Genomic DNA, 25,005 nt, shown 5'->3' on the forward strand with positions numbered 1-25,005 from the left:
GTGTCGGCGCCGCTGTTCCTCGTCGACGCGCTGCCCACCGGCGACGCGGTGACGCTCGACGGCCCCGAGGGGCACCACGCGGCCACCGTGCAGCGGCTGCGGGTCGGTGAGGAGCTGCTGCTCGCCGACGGCCGGGGCGGCACGGCCGCCGCCGTGGTCACCGCCGTCGGCCGGGGCAGCCTGGAGGCCACCGTCACCTCTCGGGGGTACGCGGACGCGCCGGTACCCCGGATCGTCACCGTGCAGGGCATCGCCAAGGGTGACCGGGGCGAGCTGGCCGTGCAGGCGATGACCGAGGTCGGGGTGGACGAGATCGTGCCCTGGGCGGCGTCGCGCTCGGTCACCCAGTGGCGCGGCGACCGGGGCGTACGCGCCCGGGAAAAGTGGGTCGCCACCACCCGCGAGGCCGCGAAGCAGGCCCGTCGGCCCTGGTTGCCGGTCGTGGCCGGCGCGCCCGACGAGTCCACCGCCACGGTCGCCCGCCGGATCGCCGGCGCCGCCGCCGGATACGTGCTGCACGAGGAGGCCGACGAGCCGCTGACCGGCGTCGACCTGCCGTCGGCTGGGGAGATCGTCCTCGTCGTCGGCCCGGAGGGTGGCATCGCCCCGGCCGAGCTGACCGCCTTCCGCGAGGCCGGCGGCCGGCCGGTACGCCTCGGGCCGGAGGTGCTGCGGACCTCAACGGCCGGCGTGGCCGCGCTCAGCGTCCTCGCCACCCGCCTCGGCCGCTGGTAGTCCGACCTTCAGTCGCGGCGGGCCGCCGTGTCCGGCGGGTCGTGTCCGCCGGTCGTATTCGGCTGCCGCACCCGGCCGTCGTGTCCGGCACCGGCAACCTCGTCGGCGTCCTTTGCTCTGCTTCAACGGACGCAACGGTTTCGGCCCTTGAGTGTTGCCGTGGTTGAAGCAGAGCAAAGGACCCGATGAGTGGCCCGGAGGCCCTGCCGACCCCGGGGAGCGCCGGCGCTGAGGCCGTGCTCACCCCCCTGGCTGCGCAGGGAGCGGTCAGCTGCGCAGGTACGAAGCGCCGTTCAGGTCGACGATCGTGCCGGAGGCCCACTCCGCCTCGGGCGAGGCCAGCCAGTGCACCGCGGCCGCGATCTCCTCGGGCCGGGCCACCCGGTCGAAGGGGCTCTGCGCCCGGATCGCCGCGCCCCGCTCACCGCGCAGGTGCTCGGTCGTCATGTCGGTCGCCACGAAGCCCGGCGCCACCGTGGCGACCGTGATGCCGTACGGCGCGAGCGCCACGGCGAGGGACTGACCGAGCGCGTTCAGCCCCGCCTTGCTGGCGCCGTACGCCGGCTGCTCCGGCTCGCCCCGGAACGCGCCCCGGGACGACACGTTGACGATCCGGCCACCCCGCTCGCGCAGGTGCTGGGCGGCGCACCAGATCACGTTCCCGGCGCCGGTCAGGTTGGTCTCCAGCACCTGCCGCCAGCGTGCCTGCCACTCGTCGTACGAGGTGCCGAAGATCGGGTGCGGGACGTCCCGGTCGCCGTACGTGCCCGCGTTGTTGACCAGCACGTCCAGGCCACCGAGCTGCTCGGCGGCCCGGTCGACCATGCTGCGGACCGCCTCGGGGTCGGTGAGGTCGGCGCGGACCACCACGTGCCCCGACCCGGGCAGCCCGGCACGCAGCTCCTCGGCCGCCTCGGCGGAGTCGCGGTGGTGGATCGCCACCCGGTCCCCGCCGGCGGCGAACGCCTCCACCACCGCCCGGCCGATGCCGCGCGAGGACCCCGTCACCAGAACCGCCCGATCCGTCATGCCGGCCATCCTGCCTGAGCCGTGTCTGCCGTCCTTACACTGCCCCGATGGGATCCGACTGCCTGTTCTGCCGCATCGTCGCCGGGGAGATCCCGGCCACCGTGGTCCGCGAGACCGACACCACGCTCGCCTTCCGCGACATCGACCCGAAGGCCCCGGTGCACGTCCTGGTCATTCCGAAGGAGCACTACGCCGACGTCGCCACCCTGGCCGAGGGTGATCCGGCGCTGGCCGGGGCGGTGCTGGCCACGGCCGCCGCGGTGGCCGAGGACGAGGGGCTGCTCGGCGACGGGTTCCGGCTGATGTTCAACACCGGGGCGTACGGCGGGCAGGAGGTGTTCCACGCGCACGCCCACCTGCTCGGCGGTGCGCCGCTCGGCCCCATGCTCGCCCGGGACCTGACGTGACGGCCGGCAGCGACGCGTACCCCCGGTTGGATCGGTTGGTGCGCCGGGTGCAGGCCGACGCCCGCGTTCCGGCGGTGTCGGCGGCGCTGCACCGGGCCGACCGCCCGCTGTGGAGCTGCACCGTCGGCAGCACCGGCACCGACAGCGCGCTGGGGCCGGAGACCCAGTTCCGGATCGGCTCGGTCACCAAGACCTTCACGGCGGTGCTCACCCTCCAGTGCCGCGACGACGGGCTGCTGGACCTGGACGACCCGGTGGGTCGGCACCTGGACCTGCCGGCGCACGGCGAGCTGACCGTACGCCGGCTGCTCTCGCACACGGCCGGCCTGCAACGCGAACCGTTCGGTGACGTCTGGGACACCCTCGACGCGCCGGACGGCGCCCGGCTGGTGGCCGAGCTGGGTCGGGCCGAGCGGGTGCTGCCGCCGGGGCGACGTTTCCACTACTCCAACCTCGCGATGGCCGTACTCGGCCTGCTGGTCGGTCGGCTGCGCGGCGGCAGCTGGGCGGAGGTGCTGGCCGAGCGGGTCCTGACCCCGCTGGGGCTGTCCGACACGACCGTGACCCCGCGCCCCTCGGCGGCCACCGGGTTCCTGGTCGACGCGTACTCCGACGAGGCGCACCCGGAGCCGCCCACCGACTTCGGCGCGGTCGGCCCGGCCGCCCAGCTCTGGAGCACCGCGACCGACATGGCCCGCTGGGCGGCGTTCCTCGCCGACCCGGCGGCGCTCGACCCGACCGGTGCGGTCCTCACCCCGACCACGCTGGACGAGATGCGCTGGCCGTCGACCACCACCGACGAGACGCTCTGGGCCGCCGGCTTCGGGCTCGGCCTGATCCTCGTCCCGCAGGGCGAACGGGTGGTGCACGTGGGGCACGACGGGGCCATGCCCGGATTCCTCGCCGGGGTGTACGGCCGCCGGGGCGGCGACGGCACCGCCGGGGCGATGGGCGCCGCCGTGCTCGGCTCGTCCGGTACCGCGACCGAGCTGTTCGACCTGCCGCACCGGCTGCTCACCGAGGCGGTCGCGCACGACCCGGCCGACATCGCGCCGTGGACGCCCGGCGCACCCGCCCCGGCGGCCCTACGGGGCATGCTCGGCCGCTGGTGGGGCGAGGGTTTCGAGTACGTCTTCTCCTGGCGCGACGGCGCGCTGCGGGCGCAGGGCGCGGGCGACCCGCCGGGCCGCCCGCCGGCGGTCTTCGCGCCGCTGCCGGACCGGCCGGACGTGTTCCGCACGGTCTCCGGCCGGGAGGTCGGCGAGCTGCTCCGGCTGACCCGTGACGAGACTCGGACGGTGGTCCGGATGCACTGGGCCACCTACCGGTTCACCCGCCACCAGGAGACCTTCGACAGGTACGACTTCCGGGCCGGTAGTTGATCGCGGCCAGCGGAAATGGGCGCGATGCGGCCCGCGTTGAACCGATACGATGGGTGTAACGTCCGCACGCCGTGCCAACCGGGCCGGCGCCGAGATCGAGAGCAGGTGCGCAGGGCCCCTCGGCCCGACCTATGACTGGCACCCCACCTCCCGGCCCGCCCCGGGTGCAGACCAGGATCACCGTGCCCGACCCCAAGATCATGGTCAATCTGCTGGGCGCGGGTGACGAGATCCTGCGCCTCGTCGAACGCTCGGTCGCCAGCGACGTGCACGTCCGCGGCAACGAGATCACCATCACCGGCGCCCCCGCCGACAACGCCCTCGCCGAGCGGGTCTTCAGTGAGCTGCTCGAACTCATCGAGAAAGGCGAGACCCTGACCACTGACGCCGTCCGGCGTACCGTCGGCATGCTCGAGCAGGGCAGCGCCGAGCGGCCCGCCGAGGTCCTGACACTCGACATCCTCTCCCGCCGTGGGCGCACCATCCGCCCGAAGACGCTCGGGCAGAAGCGGTACGTCGACGCGATCGACACGCACACCATCGTGTTCGGCATCGGTCCGGCCGGTACGGGCAAGACGTACCTGGCCATGGCGAAGGCCGTCCAGGCGCTCCAGGCGAAGCAGGTCAACCGGATCATCCTGACCCGGCCGGCGGTCGAGGCCGGCGAGCGGCTGGGCTTCCTGCCCGGCACGCTCAACGAGAAGATCGACCCGTACCTGCGCCCGCTCTACGACGCGCTGCACGACATGCTCGACCCGGAGTCGATCCCGAAGCTGATGGCCGCCGGCACGATCGAGGTCGCCCCGCTGGCGTACATGCGGGGCAGGACCCTCAACGACGCGTTCATCATCCTGGACGAGGCGCAGAACACGACGCCCGAGCAGATGAAGATGTTCCTCACCCGGCTCGGCTTCAACTCCAAGATCGTCGTGACGGGTGACATCACCCAGGTGGACCTTCCCGGCGGGACGAGCAGCGGGCTGCGGGTCGTCCGGGAGATCCTGGGAGGCGTCGACGACGTGCACTTCGCCCAGTTGTCCAGCTCCGACGTGGTGCGCCACCGGCTGGTCGGGGAGATCGTCGACGCGTACGCCCGCTGGGACGCCGAGCGGGAGAACCAGCAGGCGCAGGGCGTCCATGCCGTACCCGGGCGACCCGCCCAGGGCGGCCGGGCCGGCCGCCGCCGCTAAAGCAGAGGAAAGCAGTTGTCCATCGAGATCGCCAACGAGTCCGGTGTCGAGGTCGACACCGACGCCGTGCTCGCCGTCGCCCGGCACGCCCTCGACGAGATGGGGGTCAACCCCCTCGCCGAGCTGTCCGTGCTGTTGGTCGACATCGACTACATGACCGAGCTGAACCACCGCTGGATGGGTGGGGACGGCCCGACCGACGTCCTCGCCTTCCCGATGGACGAGGGCAGCGTCGACCACGGACCGGGCGAAACCGCCCCGGCCGGCGGCGAGCCGGCCCTGCTCGGCGACATCGTGCTCTGCCCCGAGGTGGCGGCCAAGCAGGCCGCGACCGCCGGGCACGCCCCGGCCGACGAGCTGCACCTGCTCACCGTGCACGGGGTGCTGCACCTGCTCGGGTACGACCACGCGGAGCCGGAGGAGGAGCGGGAGATGTTCGCCCTCCAGGCTCGACTGCTGGCGAGCTGGCGGTCGACCCGTACCCCGTGATGTCCACTCCCGTGTTACTCGCGGTCGGCCCCACGGCCGGCCTTCCCGACCTGCAACTGATCGTCTTCGCGGCCGGCCTGGTGGTGCTGGCCGGTGTGATCGCGATGACCGAGGCGGCGCTCGCCGCGGTCTCGCCGGCCCGGGCCGCCGAACTGGCCCGGGACGGCGTACGCGGCGCCCGTACCCTCCAGGTCGTGGCCGGGGACGTCGTCCGGCACCTCAATCTGCTGCTGTTGCTGCGCCTGCTCGCCGAGCTGACCGCCACCACGCTGGTGGCGCTGGTCGCGGTGGACAGCTTCGGCGCGGGTTGGCGGGCTGCGCTGGTCACCGCGGGCGCGATGACCGTGGTCAGCTTCGTGGTGGTCGGTGTCGCCCCGCGCACCATCGGCCGGCAGCACGCGTACGCCGTGGGCCGGGCGGTCGCGCCGCTGGTCCGCTGGCTGGGTCGCGCGCTCAACCCGCTCGCGTCGCTGCTCATCCTGATCGGTAACGCGGTCACCCCGGGGCGCGGTTTCCGCGAGGGGCCGTTCGCCAGCCAGGTGGAGCTGCGGGAGCTGGTCGACCTCGCCGAGCAGCGTGGCGTGGTGGAGCACGGCGAGCGTCAGATGATCCACTCGGTCTTCGCGCTCGGCGACACGATCGCCCGCGAGGTGATGGTGCCGCGCACCGAGATGGTGTGGATCGAGGAGGGCAAGACCCTCGCCCAGGCGCTGGTGCTCTTCCTGCGCTCGGGCTTCTCCCGCATCCCGGTGATCGGTGAGAGCGTCGACGACGTGCTCGGGGTGCTCTACCTCAAGGACCTGATCCGCCGCTCGCGGGGCGGCGACCCGGCGGCCGAGCAGTTGCCGGTGGCCGAGCTGATGCGCCCGGCCACCTTCGTCCCGGAGTCCAAGCCGGTCGACGACCTGCTGTCGGAGATGCAGGCGGCCCGCAACCACCTGGTCATCGTGGTCGACGAGTACGGCGGCACCGGTGGCCTCGTCACCATCGAGGACATCCTGGAGGAGATCGTCGGTGAGATCACCGACGAGTACGATGTCGAACGCCCGCCGGTCGAACGCCTCGCGGACTCCTCGGTACGGGTCACGGCCCGCCTCCCGGTGGAGAACCTGGGCGAGCTGTTCGACACCGACCTGCCCACCGACGAGGTGGAGACGGTCGGCGGCCTGCTCGCCCAGTCGCTGGGGCGGGTGCCGATCCCCGGGGCGCAGGCCGAGGTGGCCGGTCTCCGGCTGGTCGCCGAGGGCACCACGGGTCGGCGCAACCGGATCGACACCGTCCTGGTCAGCAGGGTGGAGTCGGGCGACGAGCAGGACACCGCCGGGCGTGGCGACCACGCCGGCAACGGGGGCGACCCCGACCACCACCGAGACGACGAGAGGCAAGCCGCCGATGCCTGAGACCCCCGCCGCGCCCACCGCCCGGCCCACCCCCGGTGCGCCGGCACCGCTGAGCGCCGAGGACGGCAAGCTCGTCGTCCTGGCCCGGGGCGCCCGCGCGCGGGTCGGTGCCGTGGAAGGTGCCGCGGTCCGGGATCAGGACGGTCGGACGTACGCGGCGGCGAGCGTGGCGCTGCCCTCGCTGACCCTCACCGCGTTGCAGTTGGCGGTGGCCTCGGCGGTCGCCGCCGGAGCGAGCCGGCTGGAGGCGGCGGCGGTGGTGACCGAGGCGTCGACGCTTGACGGCGCGGGGCACGCCGTGGTGCGTGACCTCGCGGCGGACGCGCCGATCCACGTCGCCGCCCCGGACGGCACGGTCCTCGGCACGGTGACCGAGTGAGCCCGGTGCGCGATCCGGAGGCACGCCCGTACCGGGCCGGGTTCGGCTGTTTCGTCGGCCGGCCCAACGCGGGCAAGTCCACCCTGACCAACGCGATCGTCGGCACCAAGATCGCGATCACCTCGAACAAGCCGCAGACCACCCGGCACGTCATCCGGGCGGTGCTGCACCGCCCGGAGTCGCAGCTGGTCCTGGTGGACACGCCGGGCCTGCACCGACCTCGTACGCTGCTCGGCGAACGCCTCAACGACCTGGTTCGGTCCACCTGGACCGAGGTCGACGTGATCGGCCTGTGCATCCCGGCGGACGAGCCGGTGGGTCGCGGCGACCGGTTCATCACCGGCGAGCTGGCCGAGCTGAAGGCGACCGTGCTGGCCGTGGTCACCAAGACCGACCTGGTGGACAAGCGCCGGCTGGCCGAGCAGTTGCTCGCGGTCAGTGAGCTGGGGGAGTTCGCCGAGATCGTCCCGGTGAGCGCGGTCTCCGGACACCAGGTGGACACGCTCGTCGACGTGATGACGAACTACCTGCCGCCGTCGCCGCAGCTCTACCCGGACGACATGCTGACCGACGACCCGGAGCAGGTGCTGGTCGCGGAGCTGATCCGGGAAGCGGCCCTGGAGGGTGTCCGCGACGAGCTGCCGCACTCCATCGCCGTGGTGGTGGAGGAGATGATCCCCGAGGGTCAGCTCATGAAGATCTACGCCGACGTGTACGTGGAGCGTCCCAGCCAGAAGGCGATCGTGCTGGGCCACCGGGCGAGCCGGCTCAAGGAGGTCGGCACCACGGCCCGCCGGCAGATCGAGGAGCTGCTCGGCTCCCGGGTCTACCTGGACCTGCACGTGCGGGTCGCCAAGGACTGGCAGCGCGATCCGCGGCAGCTGCGCAAGCTGGGTTTCTAAGGCGCCGTTTGGCTCGTGGGTCGGGCCGGGTAGGGGAGAGAGCACCCCGCGCCCCCGATCCAGATGCAGGCTGATGCGCAACAGATACCTCGATCTGCTCCGTTTCCTGGCCATCGTTCGAGTCGTCGTCTATCACGTCACCGGGTGGGCGACCCTCACCCTGGTGTTCCCCGCCATGTCGGTGATGTTCGCGCTGGCCGGCTCGCTGATGGCCGCCTCGCTCACCCGGTCCGGTCCGGCGGCGGTCGGCCGTCGGCTGCGCCGGCTGCTGCCGTCGCTGTGGGTGGTGGCGGTGGTCTTCGTACCGGCCATGCTGTTCACCGGGTTGCCGTTGTCCCCACGGGTGCTGCTGTGGCTGTTCCCGATCGCCGACCCGCCGGCCAACAACTGGGGCGCCCTGGCGCTGAGCGTCATCTGGTACCTGCGCGACTACCTGTGGTTCGTGCTCGCCTCACCGGTCGCGTTCTGGCTGTTCCGGCGGGCCCCGCTGCCCACCATGCTCGCCCCGTACCTGCTGCTGGTGAGCATCGAGGTGGGCATCTACCCGGCGCCGGCGGTCGTACGCGAGTTCGGGTTGTACTTCGGCGCGTGGCTGCTCGGCTTCGCCCACCACGACGGGATGCTGCGCCGCCTCACCGGTCGGGTGCTGTACCCGCTCGCGCTGGCCTTCGCCGCGGTCGGCGGGGCCTGGATCGTCACCCACCCGGGGCCGCGCGGGTACGACCTCAACGACAACCACCTCGGCAACGCGCTCTGGTCGGCCGCGTTCATCCTGGTCGTCCTGGGCCGGGCGCCGGCCGGGGTGGCCTGGCTGTCGCGCAGTCGGCTGGCCGACCGGGCGGTGACCGTGGTCAACCGGCGGGCGCTCACCATCTACCTCTGGCACATGCCGTTCGTGGTGGCGCTCACCCCGCTGGTCGACGTGGTCGGCTGGTCCCACCAGGATCCGGTGGGACTGGCGATACGGGTGCTGCTGGTCTTCGCCCTGGTCGGCCTGGTCACCCTGGCCGTCGGCTGGGTCGAGGACGTCGCCGCCCGCCGCCGTCCGGAGCTGATTCCGGTCGGCTCGCCGCCCCCGACCGGTCCGTCGTCCCCCTCGGACGACGGTCCGGCGGGCCGACCCGGAGACGGTACGACCGTGGGGCGGGCCGTCGTGCCGGCGCAGCGGGCCGGTGAGGCGGCGACCGTCGAGATCACCGCTGGCTGATGGTCACGTTTCCGCTGCTGGCCGAGCCGTCGAGCAGCAGGGACGCCGCCGGGTCGTCCGCCACGGTGATCCGCGCGTCGCCGGAGCCCGTGCTGGAGCGGACCCGGTAGCTGCCCGCCGGCACGAGCAGGGTGACATCGCCGCTGGAGGCGTGCGCCCGCGCCGAGTTCGGCGCCTCCATCTCGATGGTGACGTTGCCGGAGCCAGCCTCGGCGTCCGTCGCGCCGGCCACGCGGCGGGCGCTGATGTCACCCGAGCCGGCCCGCAGCCGTACCGTCGAACCGGCCTCGCTCAGGTCGATGTTGCCCGAGCCGGTCTCCACGTCGAGCGCCCCGGTGGCCTCGGTGACCCGCACGTCGCCCGAGCCCAGTCGCAGCTTCACCGCGCCCACCTTGGTCAGCTCGACGTCGCCCGAGCCGCTGTCGCCCTGCACGCTCACCCCGTCGGGAACCGTCACCTCGTACGAGACGCTGCACCGGTCGCCGCAGTCGGTGTCCAACACCAACTCGCTGTCCCTGATCTCGTACCGGGCCTTGGGTTCGCCGCCCTGGTAGCGCACCACCCGCTTGATCCGCGCCTCGCCCGCCGGGCCGCCGCCTCGGATGATCACGTCCCCGGAGCCCCCGTCCACCCGGATGGTGGTGATCTTCACCGGCTCGGTGTCGTCGTAGTCCAGCCGGCGGAACGACAGATTGTCGCACCCGGCCAGCAGGATGAGGGCGATGGACAACCCCAACGCGACGGGCGCGGCGGCGCGGCGACGACGGGCGGCGGTGGTCTGGTGCAGTGCCATGGCCAGCACGCTACGGGCGATCGTCGGCCCGGCGCATCGGGGTTCATCCTCGCCCGCACCCCGAACCGACCCTGATTTCACACCCCGAGGGAGAATGGTCCGATGGCCGGGTACCGCCGACAGCTCTACCGCGACGACGCGGTGGTGCTGCGTGTGCAGAAACTCGGCGAGTCCGACCGGATCATCACCCTGCTCACCCGCCGGCACGGTCGGCTGCGGGCGGTGGCCCGCGGCGTCCGGCGCACCACGAGCAAGTTCGGCGCCCGGCTGGAGCCGTTCGGTCACGTCGACCTGCAACTCGCCGGTGACCCCAAGGGCAACCACGGCAGCTCGCTGCACACGGTCAGCCAGGTCGAGGGCATCGACCTGTACGGCAAGCGGTTCCTCGGCGACTATCCCCGCTACACGGCGGCCAGCGCGATCGCCGAGACCGCCGAGCGCCTGACCCCCGTCGAGCGGGAACCGTCGCTGCGGTTGTTCCAGCTCACCGTGGGGGCGTTGAAAGCGCTGTCCCGGGGTGAGCACGACACCACCCTGGTGCTCGACGCGTACCTGCTGCGGGGGATGGCTCTCGCCGGCTGGGCGCCGGCGCTGACCGCCTGCGCGGTCTGCGGCACCCCCGGGCGGCACCGCGCGTTCTCCGTGCCGGCCGGCGGCGCGGTCTGCCCGGACTGCCGGCCGCCGGGGGCGGCCCACCCCGCGCCGGCCACCATCGACCTGATGTCCGCGCTGACCACCGGCGACTGGGTGGTCGCCGATGCCACCGACACCGGGGTACGCCGGGAGTGCAGCGGCCTGGTGGCGGCGCACCTCCAGTGGCACCTGGAACGCGCGTTACGCTCGCTGCCGCTGGTAGACCGGGGCACCCCGGTCGCCGGCACGGTCCCGCCGCCGGGCGGCGGTGGGGCGGGGATGCTCCGGCCGCGCGGTGACGTGGAGGCCGGGGCTGCGATGCTCCGGCCGCGCGGTGACGCCGAGGCCGGAGCGGACGGCACGAGCAAGGAGAGAGCCGAGTGATCCGATCGACGAGGCCCGGTCGGCGCGAGCCGACGCCACCGACGCCCCACCCGTCCGGCGCCCGGCCGCCGGCGCTGCCCAGCGAGGCGGTGCCGAAGCACGTGGCCATCGTGATGGACGGCAACGGTCGGTGGGCCAAGGAGCGCGGGATGGCCCGTACCAAGGGCCACGAGGCGGGGGAGCACAGCCTCTTCGACACCATCGAGGGCGCGATCGAGATGGGCATCCCCTACCTGTCGGCGTACGCGTTCTCCACCGAGAACTGGCGGCGCTCGCCCGACGAGGTCCGGTTCCTGATGGGGTTCAACCGGGACGTCATCCGGCGACGCCGTGACCAGTTGGTCGACCTGGGTGTCCGGGTGGTCTGGTCGGGGCGGCCGGGGCGGCTGTGGAAGAGCGTCATCTCCGAGTTGCAGACCGCCGAGGAGATGTCCCGCGACAACTCCACGCTCACCCTGCAGTTCTGCGTCAACTACGGCGGGCAGGCCGAGATCGGCGACGCCGCCGCCGCGATCGCCCGGGACGTGGCGGCCGGTCGACTGGACCCGGCGAAGGTCACCGAGAAGACCGTCGCGAAATACCTCTACCACCCGGAGATCCCGGAGGTGGACCTGTTCCTGCGGCCCTCCGGCGAGGAACGGATCTCCAACTTCCTGCTCTGGCAGACCGCGTACGCCGAGTTGGTCTTCCTCGACACGCTCTGGCCGGACTTCGACCGCCGCCACCTCTGGTACGCGTGCGAGCTGTACGCCCAGCGGGACCGGCGCTTCGGGGGCGCGCTACCCAATCCGGTGGCCCCGACGGCCTGAACAGGCTTACCCACACGTCACGCTGGGTACCAGGAACGTCAGGAGCCACTGACGGAGGTGAACCCACATGATCCAGAAGCGCATTGCCCAGTGGGCGGTGATGGCCGTCGCGGTGCCACTGGCCGCGGCCGGCGCGCGCCGGCTCAGCCACACCCTGGAGGCCCGGCGTGGTCCCTCCGGGGCGACGCGGCTGCTGACGAAGGGTGCGGACCTGATCCGCCCGCAGAAAGCCAAGCGCCGCCGATTCTGGTAACGCTCCCCACCGACCCACTTCCCCAACCCGGCGCCGCCCCGCACAAACTCGTGCGAGGCGGCGCCTCCCCATACCCCCACCCCACGCCCCACCCCTTAGTCCCGCCGATCTTGCAGTTTCGGTGGCGACGAAAGGTGCGGAAGTGGACTGATCGACCACCATAAGTGCAAGATCGGCGGGGCTGAGGGCTGAGGGCTCAGGGTTGGGGTGCGGGGTGGGGGATTTTGGGGCTTGTCGGGGTGGGGGTCGGTAGGGTTCGGGAGGGGGAGCGGGAACTGTCGGGTGGGGGTGGGTGTGCGGGATCTCCGGTACAAAATGATCATGGCGTTGAACGCGGCCGACCTGGGTGACCCGATCTGTGAGCAGGTCGCCGAGATCTGCGCCGAGATCGCCGAGCAGCACTGCGCGGAGTTCGGTCACACCCCCGCGCTGCGTACCGGTGAGATCGCCGAACTGGCCATCGGAGAGCCGGCCCTGAGTTGGGCGCCGTCGACCCCCGACGCCGGGCAGCGTGCCTGGTGACCGCACCCGCCCCGGCGGTCGACGTACGCCGCGCCCAGGACCGCTTCGCCACCCGGATCTCCTGGCTGGACTCCAAGCACTCGTTCTCGTTCTCCCGGCACTACGACCCGGCCAACACCCACCACGGGCTGCTGCTGGTCAACAACGACGACGTGGTCCGGCCGGGCGCCGGCTTCGAGACCCACCCGCACCAGGACATGGAGATCGTCACCTGGGTGCTGCGGGGTTCGCTGGTGCACCAGGACTCCACCGGCCACTCCGGTGTCATCTACCCGGGCCTGGCGCAGCGGATGAGCGCCGGCACCGGCATCCTGCACTCGGAGAAGAACGACGCCTGGCGCCTGAACAACCAGCAGCCGCACAGCGACCCGGTGCACTTCGTGCAGATGTGGGTGCTCCCCGACGAGCAGGGTGTCGACCCCGGCTACGAGCAGTTGGAGATCGAGGACGAGTTGCTGCGCGGCGGCCTGGTGCCGATCGCCTCCGGGATGGACCGCTACGACGGCGCGTCCGCCATCCGGATCCGCAACCGGTACGCGACCCTGCACGCCGCCCGCCTCCGCCCCGGCGACGAGGTCACCATCCCGGACGCACCCTTCGTGCACCTGTACGTGCCCGACGGCACGGTCACCCTGGAGGGCAGCGGCCCCCTCGGCACCGGCGACGCGGCGAGGCTCACCATGACCGGCGGTCGACGGGTCAGCGCCGACGAGCCGGCCGAGATCCTCGTCTGGGAGATGCACGCCACGGTGGCCTGAGTGTCCGCAGGGCCCTCATGATCGTGCTCGAACATGGATGTAGTGGCCTCCCTGCATTGCGGAGGCCACTACATCATGGTTCGAGCACGATCTTGCCGTGGGCCGTGGGCCGTGGGCCGTGGGCCGTGGGCCGTGGGCCGTGGGCCGTGGGCCGTGGGCCGTGGGCCGTGGGCGTTACGCCGGGGACTCGGTCTTGTCGCCGGCCCAGGTGGTGTGGAACGAGCCCTCGCGGTCGACCCGCTGGTAGGTGTGCGCGCCGAAGTTGTCCCGCAGACCCTGGATCAGCGCGGCGGGGAGCCGCTCGGCCCGCAGCGCGTCGAAGTAGGCCAGCGACGACGAGAACGCCGGCGTCGGCACACCCGCCTGCGCCGCGTCGGCCACCACCCGCCGCCAGCTCGGCACGCCCGCGCTGACCGCCTCGGCGAAGTACGGCGCCACCAGCAGCGTCGGCAGGTCGGGCTGCTCGTCGTACGCCTCGCGGATGCGGTTCAGGAAGCGGGCCCGGATGATGCAGCCACCCCGCCAGATGGTCGCCGTGCCGCCCAGGTCGATGTCCCAGTTGTACTCGCTGCTGCCGGCGCGGATGTGGTCGAAGCCCTGCGCGTACGCGACGATCTTGGAAGCGAGCAGTGCCCGGCGGACGTCCTCGACGAACGCGTCCCGGTCGGCCACCTGCCACTTCTCACCGGCGTCCGGGAACGCCCGGCGGGCCGCCTCACGCTGGTCGACGTGCCCGGACAGCGAACGCGCGAACGTCGCCTCGGCGATCCCGGTGATCGGAATGCCCAGGTCCAGGGCGCTCTGCACGGTCCACCGGCCGGTGCCCTTCTGCTCGGCCCGGTCCTGCACGATGTCGACGAACGCGCGACCGGTCGCCGCGTCGGTGTGCGCCAACACGTCGGCGGTGATCTCGATGAGGAACGACTCCAGCTCGCCGCTGTTCCACTCCCGGAAGATCTCCGCGATCTCCGCCGGGGTGGCGTCCAGCCCGGCCCGCAGCAGGTCGTACGCCTCGGCGATGAGCTGCATGTCGGCGTACTCGATGCCGTTGTGCACCATCTTGACGAAGTGCCCGGCGCCGTCCGGCCCGACGTGCGTGCAGCACGGCACACCGTCCACCTGGGCGGCGATCTTCTCGAACATCGGCCCGAGCTTCGCGTACGACTCGTCGGAGCCGCCCGGCATGATGCTCGGGCCGAGCAGCGCGCCCTCCTCGCCGCCGGAGACGCCGGTGCCGCTGAAGTGCAGCCCCTGCGCGCGTAGCGACTCCTCGCGGCGGCGGGTGTCGGCGAAGTGCGCGTTGCCGCAGTCGACGATGATGTCGCCCTCGTCCAGCAGCGGTACCAGCTCGTCGATGACCGCGTCGGTGGGCGCGCCCGCCTTGACCATCACGATCACCGCGCGGGGACGCTCCAGCGACGCCACGAAGTCGGCCATCGTCTCACCGGGCACGAAGGTGCCCTCGTCGCCGTGCTCCGCGACGAGGCTGCGGGTGCGTTCCGGGGACCGGTTGTGCACCGCCACGGTGAAGCCGTTGCGGGCCAGGTTGCGGGCCAGGTTCCGGCCCATCACCGCCAGCCCGGTCACGCCGATCTGCGCTGTCGCCTGCTGAGCCATTCGTGCCGCCACCTCTCGCCGTCGAACTGTCCCTGCGACGGTATCGCGGCATCCGGCATCACGGGCAGGTCGTCCCACGGCGGGTCACCGCCTGGTCGCGGGCCGTCCGTCCACCACGTACATCGCGGTCGTCGCACCGGCCGCTCACCCCTGGGCGAGTCGTTCCTCCACCCGCGCCACCTTCGCCGTGAGCGCATCGGTGACCCCGGGTCGGACGTCGGCCTTGAGGACGACGCTCACCCGGGGCGCCTGCGCGGCCACCACGTCGACGGCCCGCTTGACCACCGCCATCACCTCGTCCCACTCGCCCTCGACAGTGGTGAACATGGCGTCGGTCCGGTTCGGCAGCCCGGACGCGCGTACCACCCGTACCGCCTCGGCGACGAGGTCGCCCACGGATTCGCCACCGCCCAGCGGAGTGATCGAGAACGCGATCAGCATGTGCCGATCGTGCCAGTAATTCGGATGCGCGTCCTCCCCGTCGGCGGTTAGGGTCTCGGCATGCGTAACTGACGCCCCCTTCCGAGCCGGTCCGCCGCCCCGCGTCGCGGTCCGTGCGCTCCCGGGCGTCGCGCGCTCTTCCCTGCGCCGTCGACGGCGTCAGCCGCCCGATCCCGGTGAGCAGTCCCTCCCACTCCACCGTCGCGCCGCGACGGTCACCAGCCGATCCGACCGACCGCCGGAGCGCGGGAACGGCCGGGACGGTCGGCACCGAAGGAGGCCCGGATGCCCGCCAGGCGTAACCCGAAGAAGTCCCGTACCCCGAAGATGACCCCGTCCGGACAGGTCCCGGCGGCCGACCACGGCCCGGCCAGCCCTGCTGCCGAGGGCGAGTCGGCGCTGCCGGCGGCCCTGGTCGAGCCCACGCCGCTGGCGGCGTTGGTCGACCCGGCGGCGACCATCGAGCCGTTGCGGCCCGGAGCTGTCCCGACCGACGTGGCACTGCCGGTCGACGTGCCGGCGGCGGTCGACGCGCCGGCGGTGGAGGATCTGCCGACGCCGGCCCGGCGACCGTCCGCGCCCACGGCCGGACCGCCGACGGGCGGCAGCCGCTCGGCCGGCGGCCGCAGTCAGCCGGCGGGCCAGACCCGCCGCTACGCCTTCCGGCGTAGCTGACCGAGCCGTCCGGGGCCGTGGGCGCCGGTCGGTGACAGCAACGTCCGGGATGTAGTGGCTTCCCACTCTGGTGAGGCCACTACATCCCCGAAGTTGCGCGGATCTTGCCACCGGCTGGCCGCCGATCGACCGGCCCGCCGGCCCTGCCCAAGCCCGGGCTGCGGCCCGGCACGCGGCGGCCAGCGTGCGGCGGCCCTGCCCAGGCCCGGCACGTCGCCCGGCATGCGGCGACCACGCACGTGGCGGCCACACACGCGGCGGTCCGGCATGCCGCCCGGCGCGCCGTGGCCCCGCACGGCGTGGCCCCGCACGCCGTGGTCCGGCACGCCGTGGCCGCAGGCCGTGGCGCGGCGCGGCGGTGTCAGCCGAGCAGGGGGCGGAAGGTTCCGGCCAGGATGCTCGTCGTCAGCGCCGCGCCGGCCAGCGCGGCCGCGCCGACGATCAGCAGCGTGTCGGCGAGTCCGAAGCGCTGTCGGCGGGCAACGGTACGGGGTGTGCCGGCGTCGAAGCCGCGGGCGTCCATCGCGACGGCCAGCCGGGTACCTCGACGGATCGCCCCGACCAGCAGTGCGAACGCCGTGGACGCGAAGAGTCGTAACTTGGCCACGGGATTGCGTCCCGCGTCGACGCCGCGTGCGCGTCGGGCCATGCTGATCATCTGCCACTCCTGGCCGAGCAGCGGTACCAGCCGGAACGCGGCCAGCGCCCCGACGGCGAACCGGGCGGGCGCCTTCGCGTTCTGGATCAACGCGTCCGCCAGGTCGGTCGGGTCGGTGGTGGCGAAGACGATCACGCCGGGCAGGGCCACCGCGAAGATCCGCAGCACCAGTCCGAGCGCGGTGAGCAGCACGCCGGTGCTCACCAGTACCGGTCCGGCGTGCAGCAGGACACGACCGGACTGGTCAGCCGCGAAGAGCACCAGGGTGACCAGGATGCCGACGGCGCTGAGCAGCAACGGCAGGGCCCGCCGGGCCAGCACCCGGTAGCGCAGGCCGAACAGCGGCAGCACGGCCAGTTCGACGCCGATGGCGATCGCGGGGGCCACCGGGTCGAGCGTGGCCAGCAGGGTGAACGAGAAGACCAGCGCAGCGGCTAGCTTCGCCACCGGGTTGCGCCGGGCCAGCGGCGCTCCGGGCCGGGCGACCGGTTCGATGCTGATCATCCGCGCGCCTCCCGTCCGGCGTCGAGGCGTCGGTTGCCGCGCGCTACCACGCTCACGGCCGCTCCGAGGCGTCGGTTGCCGCGCGCTACCACGCTCACGGCCGCTCTGAGGCGTCGGTTGCCGCGCGACACCATCCTCACGGCCGCTCCGAGGCGTCGGTCGCGCGTCACCACCCTCACGGCCGCTCCAGGGTGACGGTGCGGTCGGCGAGCGCCGCGACGAAGTCCGGGTCGTGGGTGACGCTGACGACGCCGTGCCCGGCGTCGCGCAGGTCCGCGAAGAGGTCGACCAGCTCACGCCAGGTGCGCCGGTCCTGGCCGAAGGTGGGTTCGTCGCAGATCAGCAGGCGGGGCGCGGTGGCCAGGGCCGTCGCCACGCTGAGGCGTCGCGCCTCCCCGCCGGAGAGGGTGTACGGGTTGGCCACCGCGAGCCGGGTCAGCCGCAACCGTTCGAGCAGCCCGGCCACCGTCTCCTTGACGGCCGCCTCGGGTTGACCCGTCCGGCGGGGGCCGAGCGCCAGTTCGTCGAAGACGGTGCCGGTGACGAACTGGTGCTCCGGGTCCTGGAAGACCGATCCGATCCGTCGGGCCAGCACGGGCGCGCGCCAGCGGTGCGGGGGAGTGCGCTGGTGGGTGCCGGCCAGTTCGGCCGAGGCGGTCACCCGGCCCGTTCCCGGTTTGAGCAGTCCGCCGAGCAGCAGCGCCAGGGTGGACTTGCCGGCCCCGTTCGGTCCGCGTACGGCGAGGGCCTCTCCGGCGCGTACCGTCAGATCGGTGGGGCCCAGCCGCGACGGCAGGCCGAGCCGGTCGGCGGTGAGCAACACGTCGCCGGCGGCGGCGGTGGCCCGGCGCGGCGCGATGGGGTGACCGGGCACCCAGACCCCCTCGGCGGCGAGGGCGTCGCCGTGCGCGGCGAAGACCGTGTCGGGTGGCCCGTCCGCGCGGACGCCGCCGCCGGGCTCCAGGACGACCACCCGGTCGACCAGCGGCAAGGCCTCGGCGACCCGGTGTTCGACGAGGATCAGGGTGGTGTCGGCGTCCAGCGCGCCCGCCACCGCGTCCCGGACGAGGGCGGCCCCGGCCGGGTCGAGGTTCGCGGTGGGCTCGTCGAGCAGCAGCAGGCCGGGCCGCAGGGCCAGCGCGCCGGCCAGGGCGAGGCGCTGCTGCTCGCCGCCGGAGAGGGCGGCCGTGTTGCGGTCCCGGGGGTACGGGAAGCCGACCCGGCGCAGCGCCTCGTCGACGCGCGGCCAGATCTCGTCGGTCGGTACGCCCCGGTTCTCCAACCCGAACGCGACGTCGTCGCCGCTGCGCGCCATCACCAGCTGGGTCTGCGGGTCCTGGAAGACGATCCCGACCCGCTCACGGCCCTTGCGGGGGGCGAGCCCGTCGATCTCGACGGTGCCCTCCTGCTCGCCGGAGTCCTCGGGCAGCAGCCCGGCGAGGGCGGCGAGCAGGGTGCTCTTGCCGGCCCCCGAGGGCCCGAGCAGCAGCACCCGCTCCCCGTCCGCCACCCGCAGATCCACCCCCCGCAGCGCCCACGCCCGCCGCCCGGCGTGCCGCCACCCAAACCCCCGCAGCAGTACCCCCACCACCCCTCCTCCCGGGTCGCCGTCGTCGTTGATCAAGAGGTTCGCGTCAGAAACCCGCCTCGCGGTGACGCCAACCTCTTGATCAACGAGGTAAGGGCAGGTTCTAGATCAGGGCGCGGGTGCGGCCTGACGGGAGGCGGTCCAGGACGCCGGTGTTGGCCAGGGCGCGGGTCAGCGCCCAGCCGCCGACGCCCGCGATGATCGTGGCGCTGACGATGGTGAGCAGGGCGTACGGGATGCGGTAGTTGACCAGCTCGGTCTCACTGTTCCAGACGAAGAAGTCGAACAGCGCCGCGCTGAGGCCGGTGAGCGCGCCGGCCAGCATGGCGGTCGGCAGCCGGTACGAGCGGTAGCGGAAGGCGGCGAACGCCAGCTCGGCGCCGATGCCCTGCACGATGCCCTGCGGGATGACCGTGCCGGCCCACTGGCTGCCCAGCAGCGCGGAGACGACCGCCGCCACCGTCTCGCAGTAGAGCGCCGCGCCGGGCTTGCGGATGACCAGCCCGCCGACCACGGCCGGCATCAGCCACACGCCGTAGATCAGCGTCTGCGCCGGCGGGAAGAAGGCGAACGCGCCCTCGGTGGCGCTCCAGACCAGGCCCCAGGCCCAGAAGATGACGCCGAAGGCGACCGCGATCACCGAGGCGACCACGATGTCGATCGTGCGCCAACGGTTGGTGGTGTTGTCCATGCTGTGCTCCCAGTTCAGTGGTACGAACCAGGAGAAGACGCACGCCGCGCGACCGGTGGCACCGGACTCACGGCGCGGCTGGAGGTCGACCGAACTCCCTGCGCTGGCATTACCCAGATCAGGTTCGAGGGTCTGCGGGCGTACCCGCACTCTCAGCGCTGTGCGCTCCCCTGTCGGATGTGAAGTTGTCTCGCTGACGCTAGCACCGACCAGGGGTAACGGCCCAGCAGGGCGTCCCGGGGTCCGCGCATCCGGGCCGACGCGACGACGGCTGGGTAGGCTGACGATCATGCAGGTCGACGCGCGGGGTCTGACGTTCGAGGTACGCACCGGCGGCCCGTCCGACGGCGACCCCGTCCTGCTGCTGCACGGCTTTCCGCAGCACAGCGGCGAGTGGGACGAGGTCGTGCCGCGGCTGCACGACGCCGGCCTGCGCACGTACGCGCTGGACCAGCGGGGCTACTCGCCGGGCGCGCGCCCCGCCGAGGTGGCGGGGTACCGCATCCCCGAACTGGTCGCCGACGCCGTGGCGGTGCTCGACGCGCTCGGTCTGGACGCCGTGCACCTCGTCGGCCACGACTGGGGCGCGGTCGTGGCCTGGGCGGTGGCCGCCGCGCACCCGCAGCGGGTCCGGACGCTGACCGCGGTGTCGGTGCCGCATCCGGCGGCCATGGCGCACGCGCTCGCCACGGACGCCCAACAGAAGGCCCGCTCGTCGTACATCGCGCTGTTCCGCAAGCCGGACAAGGCCGAGAAGGTGCTGTTGGCGTGGCACGCGACGGCGCTGCGCAAGCTGCTCGGCGGGGTGGGCGACGCCGCCCGGGTGAACCGGTACGCCGACCCGATGCGCGAGCCGGGCGCGCTCACCGCCGCCCTGAACTGGTACCGGGCCATGTCCCGCGCCGACCTGGCCGCCGTCGGCCCGGTCGCCGTACCGACCAGCTACGTGTGGAGCGACCGGGACGTCGCGATCGGCCGGACCGCCGCCGAGGCGTGCGCCACCCACGTCACCGGCGACTACCTCTTCGTACCCCTGGCCGGGGTGAGCCACTGGATCCCCGACGCCGCGCCCGCCGCGCTGGCCGAGGCGGTCCTGGCCCGGGTCGCCGGGACGGCCTGAGTCGTGCCGGGCGGGGGAGAGCGGTGACCGTGCCCACCGGCGGACCGGGCACCCGCCGGTCGATCGCCGCGCAACTCCGGCTGCTGGGCGTACGCCCCGGATCGACGGTGCTCGTGCACACCGGGATGCGCGAGCTGGGTTATGTCTGCGGCGGGCCGCAGGCACTGGTGCTCGCCCTGCGGGACGCGCTCGGCCCGGACGGCACGATCGTGGTGCCCACCCACACCCCTGACAACAGCGACCCCGCGCAGTGGCGGAACCCGCCGGTGCCGGTGGACTGGTGGCCGCTGATCCGCGCCGAGATGCCCGGCTTCGACCCGGTGGTCACGCCGAGCCGGTACATGGGCGTCCTCGCCGAGACGGTCCGCTGCTGGCCCGGGGCGCGGCGCAGCACGCACCCCCAGGTGTCGTTCGCGGCGCTCGGCCCGGCGGCCGAGCGGGTGGTCGCCGGGCACGCCCTGGCCGACATGCTCGGCGAGGTCTCACCGCTGGCCCGGCTCTACGACCTGGACGCCGACGTGCTGCTGCTCGGCGTCGACCACGGCGTCAACACCTCGCTGCACCTGGCCGAGTACCGCCGTCCCACAGTCGTCCGGGAGCGGCTGGGCGCGGCGGTGCGGACCGCCGACGGGGGCCGCGAGTGGGTGTGGTGGCAGGACGCCCGGCTCGATTCGAGCGACTTCGGCGCACTGGGCCGCGACCTCGACGACACGACGGTGGTCCGCCTCGGCCCGGTGGGCACCGGAACGGCGAGGCTGGTACGCCAGCGGGCGGCGGTCGACTTCGCGGTGCGGTGGTTCGCCCGCAACAGACGGACGGAGGACGTATGACGGTGAGCGCCGAGGACTACCTGGCCGTGGTGACCGAGACGATGGCCCGGGTGGCCGCCAGCCAGGCCGAGGCCGTGGGTCGGGCCGCCGACCTGATCGCCGAGGCGGTACGCGCCGACGGGGTGGTGCACGCCTTCGGCACCGGGCACTCGGAGGCCCTCGCCATGGAGATCGCCGGCCGGGCGGGCGGGCTGGTGCCCACCAACCGGATCGCCCTGCGGGACCTGGTGCTCCTCGGCGGTGAGCCGACCGACCTGCTCGGACCGCTGCTGGAACGGGACCCGGCGGTGGCGCACCGGCTCTACGAGCTGGCCCCGGTGCGACCCGCCGACGTCTTCGTGCTCGCCTCGAACTCCGGGGTCAACGGCGCGATGGTCGAGTTCGCCACGCTGGTCAAGCAGCGGGGCCACGCGCTGGTGGCGATCACCTCCGCGCAGCACTCCGGCCGGATGACCTCCCGCCACCCGTCCGGACGCAAACTGGCCGATATTGCCGACGTGGTGCTCGACAACGGCGCCCCGTACGGTGACGCGACGCTGCCGCTGCCGGGCGGGGGCGCGGTCGGCGCGGTCTCCTCGATCACGGCCGCGCTGCTGGCCCAGCAGATCACCGTGGAGGTGGTGGCCCGGCTGCTCGCGGCGGGGGAGCGGCCCCCGGTGTACCTGTCGGCGAACATCCCGGACGGCGACGCGCACAACAACGCGCTGGAGGCCCGGTACGCGGGCCGGATCCGTCGCGGGTCCTGACGTTGCCGCCCGGTGAACGGCTGGTGTCGTGAGCCAGTTTCGGGCTCGGCCGGGTGGGGCATTGGCGTTGCTGCCGGCGGCCGGGACCGCCGGCAGTACCGTCTCACCGGAGGTAGCGGGTGTCCAAGGAGACCGAGAAGCAACGGTGGCAGCGCAACTTCGCTGACCTGCTCCAGGAGTTGCGGGTCGCCCAGACCGGCGTGCAGATCCTCTTCGCCTTCCTGCTCACCCTGCCGTTCAGCAACGGGTTCACCCGGACCAGCGAGTTCCAGCGCGACGTCTACATCGTCGCCCTGCTGGCCGCGGCCGCCGCTACCGCGATGATCATTTCGCCGGTGGCGTTCCACCGGGCGCTGTTCCGCCAGGGGCGCAAGCCGGAACTGGTGCGGTTCGCGCACCGGATGGCGACCGGTGGCCTCGCCTTCATGCTGATCGCGATGGTCAGTGCGGTGCTGCTGATCACCGACTTCGTGCTGGACCGGCCGATCGCCTTCGTGCTGAGCGCGCTCGCCGGGTTCTGGTTCCTCGTCTTCTGGGTGATCCTGCCGTTCGCCCGCCGCAACTGGGGTGAGGACGACATCGACGACGAGGACGACGACCCGGACACTCTCAGCGTCGGCTGACCGCTCTCGATGTTCACGCGACGCTACCCCTGGGTAACAAGCGGGGGTAGCGTGGCGTTAGTCGCGCACGTCGAGCAGCCGCACCGAGTTTCGAGGGGGCAGCCGTGACCACGACACAGGACGGCCGACCGGCACCGGACGGCCCCGATTCCGAGACCGCCGCCGGGTCTGCCGCTGCCGGTTCTGCCGCCGCCGGGCCTGCCGTGCCGGCTGCTGGCGGCGCTGCCGCTTCTGCCGCTGGCGGGACTGCCGGGTCCGCCGCGCCGTTGCCGGCCGAGGCCGGGCAGGTCTCCGAGAAGGAGGCTCGCCGGGTCGCCGAGGCCGCGCGCGAGTCCACCTGGGACCGTCCCAGCTTCGGCAAGGAGTTGTTCCTCGGCCGGTTCCGCCTCGACCTCATCGACCCGTGGCCGCGCGCCGACCCGGCCGACGCGGCTCGCGCCGAGGACTTCCTCGGCCGGCTCCGCGATTTCGTCACCGCCGAGGTGGACGGCGCGGCCATCGAGCGGGACGCCGCCATCCCGGACTCCGTCTTCCACGGCCTCGCCGACCTCGGCGCGTTCGGCATGAAGATCGACCGGAAGTACGGCGGCCTGGGGCTGAGCAACCTGCACTACTGCCGGGCGCTGATGCTGGCCGGTTCGGTCAGCCCGGCGATCGGGGCGCTGCTCTCGGCCCACCAGTCGATCGGCGTGCCGCAACCGCTGAAGATGTTCGGCACCGCCGAGCAGAAGCAACGCTTCCTGCCCCGGCTCGCCGCCGGCGAGGTCTCCGCGTTCCTGCTCACCGAGCCCGACGTCGGCTCGGACCCGGCCCGACTCGCCACCACCGCCGAGCCGACCGAGGACGGCACCGGCTACCGGCTCAACGGGGTGAAGCTCTGGGCCACCAACGGCACCGTGGCCACCCTACTGGTGGTGATGGCCCGGGTACCCGCCGCCGAGGGACGACGCGGCGGCATCACCGCGTTCGTGGTGGAGGGCGACAGCGCCGGCATCACCGTGGAGCGGCGCAACGAGTTCGTCGGCCTGCGCGGCTTGGAGAACAGTCTGACCCGGTTCCACGACGTGTTCGTGCCCGCCGAGAACGTCATCGGCGGCGAGGGCAAGGGGCTCAAGATCGCCCTGACCACGCTCAACACCGGCCGGCTCTCCCTTCCGGCCATGTGCGTGGGCGCCGGCAAGTGGGCGTTGAACGTGGCCCGGGGATGGGCCGCCGACCGCGTCCAGTGGGGCCGGCCGGTGGGCGAGCACGAGGCCGTCGCCCAGAAGCTCTCCTTCATCGCCGCCACCACGTACGGCATGGAGACCATGCTCGACCTGTGCTGCCTGCTCGCCGACGACGACCGCAACGACATCCGGATCGAGGCGGCGCTGGTCAAGCTCTACGCCAGCGAGATGGCCTGGAAGATCGCCGACGAGTTGGTCCAGATCCGCGGCGGACGCGGCTACGAGACCGCCGACTCACTCGCCGCCCGGGGTGAACGCCCGGCCAACGTCGAACAGGTGCTCCGCGACCTGCGCATCAACCGGATCTTCGAGGGTTCCACCGAGATCATGCACCTGCTGATCGCCCGGGAGGCCGTCGACGCCCACCTGTCGGTGGCCGGCGACATCATCGACCCGGAGGCGGGGCTCGGCCGCAAGGCCCGCGCCGGGGCACGGGCGGGAGCGTTCTACGCCCGGTGGTTGCCGACCCTCACGGTCGGCAAGGGCCAGAGCCCATCCGGGTACGCCGAGTTCGGCCCCCTCGCCGGCCACCTGCGCCAGGTGGAACGCGCGTCGCGCAAGCTGGCCCGTTCGACGTTCTACGCGATGTCCCGCTGGCAGGGCAAGATGGAGCGCAAGCAGGCGTTCCTCGGGCGCATCGTGGACATCGGCGCGGAGCTGTTCGCGATGTCCGCCGTCTGCGTCCGGGCCACCGCCGAGCGCGACGCCCGGCCCGAGAACGTCGAGCTGGCCGACCTCTTCTGCCGGCAGGCCCGGGTCCGGGTGGACGCCCTGTTCGCCGCCCTCTGGGACAACACCGACTCGGTCGACACCGCCGCCGCCAAACGGATCCTCGCCGGCCGCTACGCGAGCCTGGAGGAGGGCGTCGTCACCCCGTCCGCCGAGCTGCCCTGGGTGGCCCGCTGGCAGCCCGGCCCGTCCACCGCCGAGGACGTCCGCCGCCGCATCCCCCCGAAGCCGTAACCGGTCGCTGCGCGAGATCGCGCCCGACCCTGTCGCAAGCCCATGCCCGAG

Annotated in this window: 27 protein-coding genes and 1 riboswitch; of the genes, 20 read left to right on the forward strand and 7 right to left on the reverse strand. The window is 73.0% G+C overall.

The genetic code is table 11. The features are described from left to right. Positions 1–735 carry a 16S rRNA (uracil(1498)-N(3))-methyltransferase gene (locus AC3EN4_RS15930; RefSeq protein WP_435206605.1) on the forward strand — a complete coding sequence of 245 codons (735 nt, stop codon included), beginning with the start codon at positions 1–3 and terminating at the stop codon, positions 733–735. Between the two features lie 267 nt (positions 736–1,002). Here AC3EN4_RS15930 and AC3EN4_RS15935 read toward each other — a convergent pair whose 3' ends face one another. Further along, entirely contained in the window at positions 1,003–1,764 is a 762-nt protein-coding gene (locus AC3EN4_RS15935; protein ID WP_435206606.1) for an SDR family NAD(P)-dependent oxidoreductase, read from the reverse strand. 47 nt (positions 1,765–1,811) lie between these two features. Here AC3EN4_RS15935 and AC3EN4_RS15940 point away from each other — a divergent pair, with 47 nt between their 5' ends. From AC3EN4_RS15940 to AC3EN4_RS15975, 8 genes are all read left to right on the forward strand, one after another. Continuing rightward, the gene (locus tag AC3EN4_RS15940; RefSeq protein WP_355244131.1) at positions 1,812–2,171 is read left to right on the forward strand and encodes a histidine triad nucleotide-binding protein; all 360 of its coding nucleotides are present in this window, start codon (positions 1,812–1,814) and stop codon (positions 2,169–2,171) included. Next, positions 2,168–3,553, forward strand: a complete 1,386-nt coding sequence (locus AC3EN4_RS15945) for a serine hydrolase domain-containing protein (protein WP_435206607.1) — start codon at positions 2,168–2,170, stop codon at positions 3,551–3,553. The genes AC3EN4_RS15940 and AC3EN4_RS15945 overlap by 4 nt, the downstream gene beginning before the upstream one ends. 131 nt (positions 3,554–3,684) lie before the next feature. Further along, positions 3,685–4,743, forward strand: coding sequence for a PhoH family protein (locus tag AC3EN4_RS15950; RefSeq protein ID WP_422736441.1), 1,059 nt, complete (start codon positions 3,685–3,687; stop codon positions 4,741–4,743). Positions 4,744–4,758: 15 nt separating this feature from the next. Further along, the gene (gene ybeY / locus AC3EN4_RS15955; protein WP_422736440.1) at positions 4,759–5,232 is read left to right on the forward strand and encodes an rRNA maturation RNase YbeY; all 474 of its coding nucleotides are present in this window, start codon (positions 4,759–4,761) and stop codon (positions 5,230–5,232) included. Next, the gene (locus AC3EN4_RS15960; protein ID WP_435206708.1) at positions 5,208–6,632 is read left to right on the forward strand and encodes a hemolysin family protein; all 1,425 of its coding nucleotides are present in this window, start codon (positions 5,208–5,210) and stop codon (positions 6,630–6,632) included. The genes ybeY and AC3EN4_RS15960 overlap by 25 nt, the downstream gene beginning before the upstream one ends. Further along, positions 6,625–7,011 (forward strand): cytidine deaminase, encoded by a 387-nt coding sequence (locus AC3EN4_RS15965; protein WP_355625161.1) that lies wholly within the window; start codon positions 6,625–6,627, stop codon positions 7,009–7,011. The genes AC3EN4_RS15960 and AC3EN4_RS15965 overlap by 8 nt, the downstream gene beginning before the upstream one ends. Before the next feature lie 5 nt (positions 7,012–7,016). Then, positions 7,017–7,913, forward strand: a complete 897-nt coding sequence (gene era / locus AC3EN4_RS15970; protein WP_435206709.1) for a GTPase Era — start codon at positions 7,017–7,019, stop codon at positions 7,911–7,913. Between the two features lie 73 nt (positions 7,914–7,986). Then, entirely contained in the window at positions 7,987–9,120 is a 1,134-nt protein-coding gene (locus AC3EN4_RS15975; protein WP_435206608.1) for an acyltransferase family protein, read from the forward strand. On the opposite strand, the gene AC3EN4_RS15980 is transcribed toward AC3EN4_RS15975, so the two are convergent. After that, the gene (locus tag AC3EN4_RS15980; RefSeq protein ID WP_435206609.1) at positions 9,107–9,913 is read right to left on the reverse strand and encodes a DUF4097 family beta strand repeat-containing protein; all 807 of its coding nucleotides are present in this window, start codon (positions 9,911–9,913) and stop codon (positions 9,107–9,109) included. The two genes, AC3EN4_RS15975 and AC3EN4_RS15980, sit on opposite strands and share 14 nt — an antisense overlap. A gap of 102 nt (positions 9,914–10,015) precedes the next feature. On the opposite strand from AC3EN4_RS15980, the gene recO reads away from it, so the two are divergent. The 5 genes from recO (at position 10,016) to AC3EN4_RS16005 (ending at position 13,272) form a co-directional block, all read left to right on the forward strand. Continuing rightward, positions 10,016–10,930: a DNA repair protein RecO gene (gene recO / locus AC3EN4_RS15985; RefSeq protein ID WP_422736437.1), complete on the forward strand. Its 915-nt coding sequence runs from the start codon at positions 10,016–10,018 to the stop codon at positions 10,928–10,930. Then, complete coding sequence (locus AC3EN4_RS15990; protein ID WP_422736436.1) at positions 10,927–11,739, forward strand: isoprenyl transferase; 813 nt, start codon at positions 10,927–10,929, stop codon at positions 11,737–11,739. The genes recO and AC3EN4_RS15990 overlap by 4 nt, the downstream gene beginning before the upstream one ends. 67 nt (positions 11,740–11,806) lie before the next feature. Further along, on the forward strand, positions 11,807–11,992 hold the full coding sequence (locus AC3EN4_RS15995) for a hypothetical protein (RefSeq protein WP_334630275.1): 186 nt from the start codon (positions 11,807–11,809) through the stop codon (positions 11,990–11,992). Between the two features lie 321 nt (positions 11,993–12,313). Continuing rightward, complete coding sequence (locus tag AC3EN4_RS16000; RefSeq protein WP_422736435.1) at positions 12,314–12,514, forward strand: thioredoxin reductase; 201 nt, start codon at positions 12,314–12,316, stop codon at positions 12,512–12,514. Next, entirely contained in the window at positions 12,511–13,272 is a 762-nt protein-coding gene (locus AC3EN4_RS16005) for a pirin family protein (protein WP_435206610.1), read from the forward strand. The genes AC3EN4_RS16000 and AC3EN4_RS16005 overlap by 4 nt, the downstream gene beginning before the upstream one ends. 174 nt (positions 13,273–13,446) lie before the next feature. On the opposite strand, the gene gndA is transcribed toward AC3EN4_RS16005, so the two are convergent. Both gndA and AC3EN4_RS16015 read right to left on the reverse strand, forming a co-directional pair. Further along, positions 13,447–14,889: an NADP-dependent phosphogluconate dehydrogenase gene (gene gndA, locus AC3EN4_RS16010; RefSeq protein WP_435206611.1), complete on the reverse strand. Its 1,443-nt coding sequence runs from the start codon at positions 14,887–14,889 to the stop codon at positions 13,447–13,449. A 144-nt stretch (positions 14,890–15,033) separates the two neighbouring features. Next, complete coding sequence (locus AC3EN4_RS16015) at positions 15,034–15,330, reverse strand: MTH1187 family thiamine-binding protein (protein ID WP_435206612.1); 297 nt, start codon at positions 15,328–15,330, stop codon at positions 15,034–15,036. A gap of 285 nt (positions 15,331–15,615) precedes the next feature. Here AC3EN4_RS16015 and AC3EN4_RS16020 point away from each other — a divergent pair, with 285 nt between their 5' ends. Next, positions 15,616–16,005 carry a hypothetical protein gene (locus AC3EN4_RS16020; RefSeq protein WP_435206613.1) on the forward strand — a complete coding sequence of 130 codons (390 nt, stop codon included), beginning with the start codon at positions 15,616–15,618 and terminating at the stop codon, positions 16,003–16,005. Positions 16,006–16,366: 361 nt separating this feature from the next. Here AC3EN4_RS16020 and AC3EN4_RS16025 read toward each other — a convergent pair whose 3' ends face one another. The 3 genes from AC3EN4_RS16025 to AC3EN4_RS16035 form a co-directional block, all read right to left on the reverse strand. After that, positions 16,367–17,167: an energy-coupling factor transporter transmembrane component T family protein gene (locus tag AC3EN4_RS16025; RefSeq protein ID WP_435206614.1), complete on the reverse strand. Its 801-nt coding sequence runs from the start codon at positions 17,165–17,167 to the stop codon at positions 16,367–16,369. Between the two features lie 175 nt (positions 17,168–17,342). After that, positions 17,343–18,758, reverse strand: a complete 1,416-nt coding sequence (locus AC3EN4_RS16030; protein WP_435206615.1) for an ABC transporter ATP-binding protein — start codon at positions 18,756–18,758, stop codon at positions 17,343–17,345. A gap of 100 nt (positions 18,759–18,858) precedes the next feature. Then, complete coding sequence (locus tag AC3EN4_RS16035) at positions 18,859–19,446, reverse strand: ECF transporter S component (RefSeq protein WP_435206616.1); 588 nt, start codon at positions 19,444–19,446, stop codon at positions 18,859–18,861. 77 nt (positions 19,447–19,523) lie between these two features. Next, a riboswitch (TPP riboswitch) is annotated at positions 19,524–19,628 on the reverse strand. A 107-nt stretch (positions 19,629–19,735) separates the two neighbouring features. On the opposite strand from AC3EN4_RS16035, the gene AC3EN4_RS16040 reads away from it, so the two are divergent. From AC3EN4_RS16040 to AC3EN4_RS16060, 5 genes are all read left to right on the forward strand, one after another. Next, complete coding sequence (locus tag AC3EN4_RS16040; protein WP_435206617.1) at positions 19,736–20,566, forward strand: alpha/beta fold hydrolase; 831 nt, start codon at positions 19,736–19,738, stop codon at positions 20,564–20,566. A gap of 23 nt (positions 20,567–20,589) precedes the next feature. Further along, the gene (locus AC3EN4_RS16045) at positions 20,590–21,396 is read left to right on the forward strand and encodes an AAC(3) family N-acetyltransferase (RefSeq protein ID WP_435206618.1); all 807 of its coding nucleotides are present in this window, start codon (positions 20,590–20,592) and stop codon (positions 21,394–21,396) included. Next, positions 21,393–22,142, forward strand: coding sequence for a sugar isomerase domain-containing protein (locus AC3EN4_RS16050; RefSeq protein WP_435206619.1), 750 nt, complete (start codon positions 21,393–21,395; stop codon positions 22,140–22,142). Before AC3EN4_RS16045 ends, AC3EN4_RS16050 begins: the two co-directional genes overlap by 4 nt. Positions 22,143–22,261: 119 nt before the next feature. Further along, positions 22,262–22,765, forward strand: coding sequence for a DUF6328 family protein (locus AC3EN4_RS16055; RefSeq protein WP_435206620.1), 504 nt, complete (start codon positions 22,262–22,264; stop codon positions 22,763–22,765). Between the two features lie 104 nt (positions 22,766–22,869). Next, entirely contained in the window at positions 22,870–24,954 is a 2,085-nt protein-coding gene (locus AC3EN4_RS16060; RefSeq protein WP_435206621.1) for an acyl-CoA dehydrogenase family protein, read from the forward strand. Positions 24,955–25,005: the final 51 nt, after the last annotated feature.

The sequence above is a fragment of the Micromonospora sp. bgisy143 genome, from assembly GCF_057708145.1.